An 8,065-nucleotide genomic window follows, 5' to 3' on the forward strand; every position below is an offset into this window, starting at 1 on the left:
TCTAGATTCCCGCTTTCGCGGGAATGACGAAAAGCAAGCCGTAGGTCGGATACTTGTATCCGACAAAAGCCTGCCATCTCAAATAGCCGTCGGATTCGAGAATCCGACCTGCCAAACCGGGCGCGGACGCTCCGGCCGGCAGTTAGTACGCAAATCGAACAGAACATCACAAAAAAGCCCGATTCGGATTTTCCAATCGGGCTTTTTTGCGCCCGTTTTGTCATCCCGTGAAATATCCGCATGACAAAAATATAGTGAATTAACAAAAATCAGGACAAGGCGACCGAAGCCGCAGACAGTACAGATAGTACGGCAAGGCGAGGCAACGCTGTACTGGTTTAAATTTAATTCACTATAATGCAAAATCATGACAAAACCGGCGCGAGGTTACACAAACGGATGAAATCAACCGATATTCAAACACAGTCATTTTTAGCGCATTTTCAGCGTATCGTTAATGCGGAAAATTTCGTGAACAGGTTTTTTGCACAGGCCTCCGCCTCGTTTCGCGGGATGGGAAACCGTATTAGAAAACGGACGCATGCAACATAAACCCCGAAAGTGATGATAAGATGATGATTTAACGTACTGCTTTAATTATTTAAGGAATTATCGTGTTTCCCGACAAATACAAGTTGAGTTTGAAAGAAAATATTTTTTTGGCAAAGAAAGTATTGGTTGCCCAAATTCACAACCTCAGCCGTTTTGAGAATTGTCAGACGACCTTATTGCAGACTGAGCAAATTATCCATGGCAAAAATGTAGCCTCCGCGTCACTGGAAGACATCCAAACCATCTTGAACCTGAAACGTGCCTATCAATATGTGATTTCGCATATTTCAAACGGCGAACCGGTCGATATTTCACTCCTTAAAAAAATCAACAACATTGTTGCCAAGGACGATTCTTTGGCACCCGGTGATTTCCGTACCGGTTCGGTCGGCGTAACGCTATTGGACGGTTCCCGTCATGCCCCGAATCCAGTGAAGGAAATTGAAGTGGCCCGCGTGTTACAAAATATCGGACTGCAAAGCGGTTCGACGACGGAGGCAGCCGTCCGTTTTATGCTTTATTGTATGCGGCAGCAGGTTTTTTGGGACGGCAACAAACGAACGGCAACCTTATTTGCCAACGGTCTGATGATGGCGGGGGGCTGCGGCATCTTGGAAATCTCCGAAATGCAGATGCCGCAATTCAATGAAAAACTGTCCGCATTCTATCGCTCCGGCGACGATACCGATATTTCCAAGTTTGTGTATCAAAATTGTATATCGGGCATAGACTATTTCGGCACGGACGAAGATATAGATTTCCCCGACCCACCAAACATGGGCTAAAAATCAATTTGACGGTTATCAGACAATGGAGCAGGCACAAGGCGGCGGCAGAAAAAGGGTTTGACAGCGCACGGCGGCATCGTCAAACCCCTTTCGGCATATCCGGTGTTACCAGCGGTAGCCTAATTTGATGCCCGCGCTGTGTTGCGCTTCCAGTTGCGGGCCTTTGGCGGCGGCAGCGTGGAGGGACAGCGTGAAACCTTTGATTTCGGCGTTTACGCCCCATTCCGCACTGCGGGTTTTGCCGAAATCCTGAGCCAATACGGCGGTATTGACGCGCGTTCGGACTTTGCCCGAAGCGGCATCGGTATAGGACAGGCTCAAATAAGGCGTGATGGAAATGTGTTGCGCCGGTTTGAATGAATAATCTGCCTTAATGCCCGCGCGGTAGCGGTTGAATGCAAGGCCGGGGGTGGCGATATTGACGTTTTCGTAGCGGTAATCCGCTTTTTGGACGAAATAGCGCGTTGCGCCGATGTGCGGTTCGATGCCGAATCCGCCGAAACCGGCGCGGTATCGTGCCTGAATGCCGTAATGCAGCACGCGGCGGCGGATTTTGCTTCCGATGCCGTCTGAAAGACTGCCGCTGCTAAAACCCGCGCCCGTGCTGATGCCGATGTCGAACCTGCCGATGCCGTATTGCCCGAAAACGGCGCCGTGGGCAAGCCGTGCCGAGTTGCCGATGCCGTCGTCGAAGGTGTTTTCGGTCCGGTTGTGCGAAAACAGGATGCCGACGCGCCCGCTGCCGAGGTTTTTCTGCATACCGATTTGGCGCAGGTCGGTTTGTTGGCGGTAGGCGCGGAAATCTTGCGAACGGTAGTGTTTGGTGTCCCGGATGCCGCTTGTCCAAACGGCGTTGCGGCGGTCTTCGGCAAATACGCGGTCTAATTCGTCTTGTACGGCGAAAACGCTGTTGAGCGTGGCGGAAAATTCACTCAAACCGCTATTGGCATAACGGCTGATCAGGTCGCGCTGCGGTTGGGGCTGCGGTTGGGGTTGCGGTTGGGGTTGCGGTTGCGGCAAATCCCGGCGGGCGCGGCGGGCGCGGGGGAAGGCGGTGGTAGCCGGCCGGGTTTCCGCTTCGCGCTGTTTCGCCAAGGCGCTGTCTTTATCCGCCTGCACCCGTTTTTTCTCTTCCTCCGCCTGCATAATGCCGACATTTTCCCCGCCTGCCTGCCGGGCCGGTTCGGCAACGCTTTCTGTCTTTTCGACGGCATCGCGCCCGGCCGCAATCAGCGCGTCAAGGCTTTGCGCGTTGTCTTTTCCCGCCTGTTTTTTGGCTTCTGCCTTGCCGAGTTTGTCGGAAAGCTCTTGTTCTTTGACCGGATTATGCAGGCGGAACTCGCCGTCTTTGCGGATGAGTTGGTAACGCCACGCGCCGGCATCGACGTGTTCGTTTTGCAGGGTGAAATTAAGGTTTTCGGACAGCGGTTTGTTGTCTTTTCCTTCCACTACCGTCAATTGTTCGAGGCTTGCAGGTTCGTTGCCGGTATTGTTGACAGCCAAGGTGTAAGTGCCTTCGGAACTTTCCGCCAGCTTCAATTTGTCGCTTCGGTAGCCGAAGAGTTCCGACATAAAGCGGAATGTTCCCTGACCGTTCAATTTGCCGTTTACCGTCAGCGTGTTGAAACGGGATTCTACCGAAGTTGGCGGTGTAACGGATAATAGGGAACGGCGCGAACGGCGCGAACGGCGGCGCGGCGTGTCTGACACACTGCCGGTTTGCGCGCCTGCAGCATCGTGGCGATAGGCGGAATTGAGTGTAATGGTGGCGTTGTCAAGGTTTAAATTGCCTAATTCCGTGCCTGACGGCAGCGTCCATTCGCTGTCTTTTAAGTGTAATGCCGTATCCTTGCCGCCGCTGATTTGTCCGGTAAGGCGGCTGTTTTCAAAATGGAATACTGCCTTATCGGCTAGGGAGACATTGCCGTTGAGTGCGGAATGGCTTACGTTTGCCTTAGCGTTGCCGGAAAGCGTCAGACTGCCGTTTTGTACGGCGTTGTTGCTTAGATTAAATGAAGCACTGCCCGAAGCCGATGTGTTTCCGTTTAATGTGGCTTGATTAAATGTTGCTTGGGCATTGCCCACGAGGCTAAGGTCGCCGTTTTGGGTGGCGTTGTGGCTGACTGTATAACGTGTATCGCCATTTGCACTAAGATTGCCGTTGAGTGTGGCAAGCCCTGTGAGATTTAAATGAGCGTGATCGGCAAGGCTGACATTGCCGCTGATGTCGGTCTTAGTCAATGAAGCAATCACTTTATCGTCGGTAATGGTTTTTTCGACACAATTTGTCAGACCCGTCCAGTCCGAACGTGTACAGATTGTGTGGCTTTGATGCGGTGCGACACCAAAAACTGCTTGGGCGTGATTGCTCAAATGCCAATCGCCTTCCACTTTGGCAACATTGCGGGAAATCACCGCCTGCCCGCCCTGAATATGGAAATTTTCCGCTTTAAACGTGCGGTTGATCCAGTCGTTGTCCCACACGATTTCTCCTTGTGGGATACCTTCCATTTTTGACCACCCGCTTCCTAAATGATTGTAGGCGTGCGGTGTCGGTCTGCCGCTGAAAAACAGTTTGCCGTTTGTTTGCGTGATGTTACCGTTTAAATTTGTTCCGCCGGAAAGCAGCAGGGTGCGGTCTTCTGCGGCGGGCTGGTAAACAAGGTTGAGCCGCCCGTTCGTTTTGGTCGTATCTTTCTCGCCAAACCAACCGTTGTAGGCAATTTCTTTTTTGCTATCCAAGCTGTTGTTATTGCCGGTTGTAGCAATATCTTTATTGCCTGTAATGGTAACGGTGGATTCTTTGTCTTGATTGTGGTTGACAATCATCGCCCCTTCATCGGTATTTTGAATACGGTGGAACGAAAGCGAATGCCCGTTCAAATCCAAACGTCCGCCGCGAAAGCCGAAATAGAGTTTGTCGGGGTTGAACTGATTATCGGCATTCAGTTGCACCGTCCCCCTGCCGCTGACCAAGCCGATTTCACTAAAGGCTTGTTTTTTATTATTTTCATCTGCTTGTTGATCTAAAATAACTTTACCGTCGCCCACGCTGATCGAGCCTTGGTTTTCCCCTTTGGCTTGAACGTGCAGCGTGCCTTTGCCGATTTTGGACAGGCGGTCGTTTGCCACGCCATTGACTTTCCAAATTATGGTACTTTCATCACTGATAGATATACCCGCCCCTTTCCATGTTTCATTTTGGGTAGGCGAAACTATAAAATCTCCCTCAAAATACAAACCGCCTGCACCTTGATCAATATTTGATTTCAAAGTAAGTTTACCAACTCCGCCTTCAACATATTCTCCAAAAGTAATGTGTTTTCTGTGATCTAACGATGGGGTATATTTGTTTTGCTTAGGCAAGCTAGGATTAGCAATATCTGACATTTGAGAAAATTTTGGATTATTTTCTTGGCTAATAGTGCTTTTTCCTAATTCTTTAGCTTCCCACAGATAAGAAGCCCCACCCACCATATCATAAATACTCGCTCCAGTATCTCCATCTTGGATTTTTGTTAAATAGGCTTTACGTACAATTGGATAGCCATTGTGTGTTCCTTGGTATGGATTACCTTCTCTTAATACACCATTGATTAGCCATTTTTGTTTTTTTGCATCATAAATAAACATTGGAGAACCACTATCTCCAAATGAAACACCCGTAGGAAGAGGGCCATAGTTGTTTGGTTTTTTTACGTCCCCATTTAAACTAACGTGTCCATCACTTCCTCCCACTTGATTATGGGTATTACCAGCAATTCGGTAACTATAACTACCAAAGATTTGTTGAGGGTTACCATTTTTTTTATGCCAATATTGTCGCCCTGATCCAATACGCACACGATCGGGATAGTCAGTTATATTTCCATAAGTATTACCATTCATATTAATGGTCATTTCTACTGGAGCGGCATCAGTAACAAATTTATTTAATCTAGGATTATGATAATCCTCGTGATAGTAATGCTTTGTATCCTTTTGATAATTATTTCTTTTCACAATTTGGTAAGAAAAGCGGTGCTGATCGGGATTGCTTCCCTCCGCACCAAAATCAACGTTGTTATAGCCGCCGTTATGTGCCACGCTCACAATATATTGATCGCCCACCAATGCCGCCACGCCGTTACGCGACACCACAGAAAAATCAATCATCGGGGCTTTTGTCATTGATTTGCCGACCAACTCCCCTTTTTTGTTGTAAACCTCAATATCTTTCGCCCCGACTGCAAACTTGCCTTTATTTTCGGCAAAGTCGCGATAGTATTGGTAGTTGATGCCGAAATAAGTGTGTCCCGCCCAGGCTTGGGGAAGAATGCCGAACGACAGGCATATGGCTAAGTAAGCAGGCGAGAAGCGGATGCGACCGGTTTTCGGGGCTTTGCGGTGTGTTTCGGTTGTCCGTTTGTCGGTTGTTTTCATTATTTTTCCTTATCTGACGGGATTCGGGTTTGTTTGGTAGGGCGCGGCTTCCGCTTCCGGGCGGCGCGCGGGATGTGCCTATATGTGCGGTTCGGCGTTCGGGCGGATATGAAGCACGCCCTAGGATTTGTCATTAATTTTTGCCTTGGTCTCGGCTTCTTCCAATCACGAAAGCACCCGCCAAGGCAAACACTGTGCCACCGGCAAGGGAGGCGGCGGTTGCGGGGTAGCCGCTCCATACGAGGAAGACGGCAAAAAGCAGTATCAGGATGACGCTGATGAAGCCGTACAGTTGCCCGCGCCTGTTGAAGGTTTGGTCTTGCCGTATGGTTTCGTGCCGGACGGCTTGTTCTTTTTCCGCCATTGCCATAATGCGGTCTGCCCCGTTGCTGATAATGTCGTTGTATTGCGCCAAGTCGGACGGCGGCGGCAACGGTCCCGAATGGAAACGCCGGGCTATCATTATTTGCACGTACTCGTCGGACAGGATTTGCTCGACAAGCTCCGGGGATTTGACGACGGTTTCGACAGCCTGCCGCGCCTTGTCCTGTGCGTTTTCGGTCATTTGCGCGCTTTCTCTATGGCGCGTTGAAAATCGCCGCCGATGTTTTTGAGATCGTCGGCGGGATTGGGGCGGATGGCGGTTTTTGCGGGATGGAACAGACCCAGCAGCGAGCCTATACCGAGCGGGAGGGCGTATGTGTTTCGTTTTTCCATATGGTTATATTAGGTCAGGCGGACGGGTTTATCAAGCATTTTTGCGGTTTTATGCCGTCTGAAAGCCGAACCGTCGGACTTCAGACGGCATTTGCTATAATCGCGGCTGTTTTGAATTTTCGGGGGTTTTATGTCGGATAACGTTCCAACGATTGCGGCAGTCGCCACCGCGCCCGGACGCGGCGGCGTGGGCGTGATACGCATATCGGGGAAAAACCTGCTGCCGATGGCGCAGGCTTTGTGCGGTAAAACGCCCAAGCCGCGTACCGCAACCTATGCTGATTTTACGGACGCGGACGGTCAGGCAATCGACAGCGGGCTTTTGCTGTTTTTTGCCGCACCGGCAAGTTTTACGGGTGAAGATGTCATCGAGCTTCAGGGACACGGCGGGCCGGTGGTGATGGATATGCTGCTGAACCGCTGTTTGGAGTTGGGCGCGCGCCTTGCCGAACCGGGCGAGTTTACCAAACGTGCGTTTTTAAACGACAAACTGGACTTGGCACAGGCGGAAGGCGTGGCGGATTTGATTGACGCATCCAGCCGTTCGGCGGCGCGTCTGGCGTTGCGCTCACTCAAGGGCGATTTTTCGCGGCGGATACACGGTCTGGTCGAAGACTTGATTACCTTACGGATGCTGGTCGAAGCGACGTTAGATTTTCCCGAGGAAGACATTGATTTTCTCGAAGCGGCAGACGCACGCGGCAAACTGGACGGCTTGCGCCGCGCCGTGGATGATGTGCTTGCCAACGCGCAGCAGGGCGCGATTTTGCGCGAAGGTCTGAATGTCGTATTGGTCGGCGCGCCGAATGTGGGCAAGTCCAGCCTGCTGAACGCGTTGGCGGGCGACGAAGTGGCGATTGTTACCGATATTGCCGGAACGACGCGCGACGCGGTCAGGGAACGTATCCTGATTGACGGCGTGCCGGTGCATATTGTCGATACGGCAGGTTTGCGCGAGACGGACGACGTGGTCGAGCGTATCGGCATCGAACGCAGCCGCAAAGCCGTATCCGAAGCCGATGTCGCGCTGGTGTTGGTCGATCCGCGCGAGGGTTTGAATGAAAAGACACGGGCGATTTTGGACGCGTTGCCGCCGGAGTTGAAACGCATCGAAATCCACAGCAAATCCGATTTGCACACGAGTGCGGCGGCGGCTTTTGAAACGGGTGCGGATACGGTGATTCCGTTGTCGGCGAAAACCGGCGACGGCTTGGACGCGCTGAAACGGACGTTGTTGCGCGAGGCCGGTTGGCAGGGCGAAAGCGAAGGGCTGTTTTTGGCGCGGACGCGGCACGTCAACGCACTCAAAGCAGCGCAGGAAGAATTGTCGCTGGCGGCATTGTGCGGCAACCATCAAATCGAGCTGCTTGCGGAACATTTGCGCTTGGCTCAGGTCGCGTGCGGCGAAATCACGGGGGAATTTACCGCAGATGATTTGCTCGGCGTGATTTTTTCGAGGTTTTGTATCGGAAAATAAACGGATCGAAAGCACCGGGGCGGTGTCCGGCTGAACATTCCGTTATCCCATAAAAACGGGAATCCGATCCGTTCGGTTTTATAGTGGATTAACAAAAATCAGGACAAGG

Annotated in this window: 5 protein-coding genes; 2 read left to right on the forward strand and 3 right to left on the reverse strand. The window is 51.4% G+C overall.

Translation table 11 applies throughout. From position 1 onward, the window contains the following. Window positions 1–614 precede the first annotated feature (614 nt). Window positions 615–1,337: a Fic family protein gene (locus HMPREF2959_RS02715; protein WP_002218110.1), complete on the forward strand. Its 723-nt coding sequence runs from the start codon at window positions 615–617 to the stop codon at window positions 1,335–1,337. Window positions 1,338–1,445: 108 nt separating this feature from the next. Here HMPREF2959_RS02715 and app read toward each other — a convergent pair whose 3' ends face one another. From app to HMPREF2959_RS12525, 3 genes are all read right to left on the reverse strand, one after another. Then, window positions 1,446–5,762 carry an adhesion and penetration autotransporter App gene (app, locus tag HMPREF2959_RS02720; RefSeq protein WP_070696375.1) on the reverse strand — a complete coding sequence of 1,439 codons (4,317 nt, stop codon included), beginning with the start codon at window positions 5,760–5,762 and terminating at the stop codon, window positions 1,446–1,448. A 133-nt stretch (window positions 5,763–5,895) separates the two neighbouring features. After that, on the reverse strand, window positions 5,896–6,327 hold the full coding sequence (locus HMPREF2959_RS02725; RefSeq protein ID WP_002243385.1) for a DUF2335 domain-containing protein: 432 nt from the start codon (window positions 6,325–6,327) through the stop codon (window positions 5,896–5,898). Beyond that, window positions 6,324–6,479 (reverse strand): hypothetical protein, encoded by a 156-nt coding sequence (locus HMPREF2959_RS12525; RefSeq protein WP_070696376.1) that lies wholly within the window; start codon window positions 6,477–6,479, stop codon window positions 6,324–6,326. Before HMPREF2959_RS12525 ends, HMPREF2959_RS02725 begins: the two co-directional genes overlap by 4 nt. A 130-nt stretch (window positions 6,480–6,609) precedes the next feature. On the opposite strand from HMPREF2959_RS12525, the gene mnmE reads away from it, so the two are divergent. Then, entirely contained in the window at window positions 6,610–7,956 is a 1,347-nt protein-coding gene (gene mnmE / locus HMPREF2959_RS02740) for a tRNA uridine-5-carboxymethylaminomethyl(34) synthesis GTPase MnmE (protein ID WP_002243384.1), read from the forward strand. Window positions 7,957–8,065: the final 109 nt, after the last annotated feature.

This window comes from Neisseria sp. HMSC070F02 (assembly GCF_001814225.1).
GTDB lineage: Bacteria > Pseudomonadota > Gammaproteobacteria > Burkholderiales > Neisseriaceae > Neisseria > Neisseria meningitidis.

Excerpts from the sequence above, each read along its gene's own strand:
- HMPREF2959_RS02725 (WP_002243385.1), bottom strand. The coding sequence starts at position 6,327 with ATGACCGAAAACGCACAGGACAAGGCGCGGCAGGCTGTCGAAACCGTC.
- app (WP_070696375.1), bottom strand. The coding sequence starts at position 5,762 with ATGAAAACAACCGACAAACGGACAACCGAAACACACCGCAAAGCCCCG.
- mnmE (WP_002243384.1), top strand. The coding sequence starts at position 6,610 with ATGTCGGATAACGTTCCAACGATTGCGGCAGTCGCCACCGCGCCCGGA.
- HMPREF2959_RS12525 (WP_070696376.1), bottom strand. The coding sequence starts at position 6,479 with ATGGAAAAACGAAACACATACGCCCTCCCGCTCGGTATAGGCTCGCTG.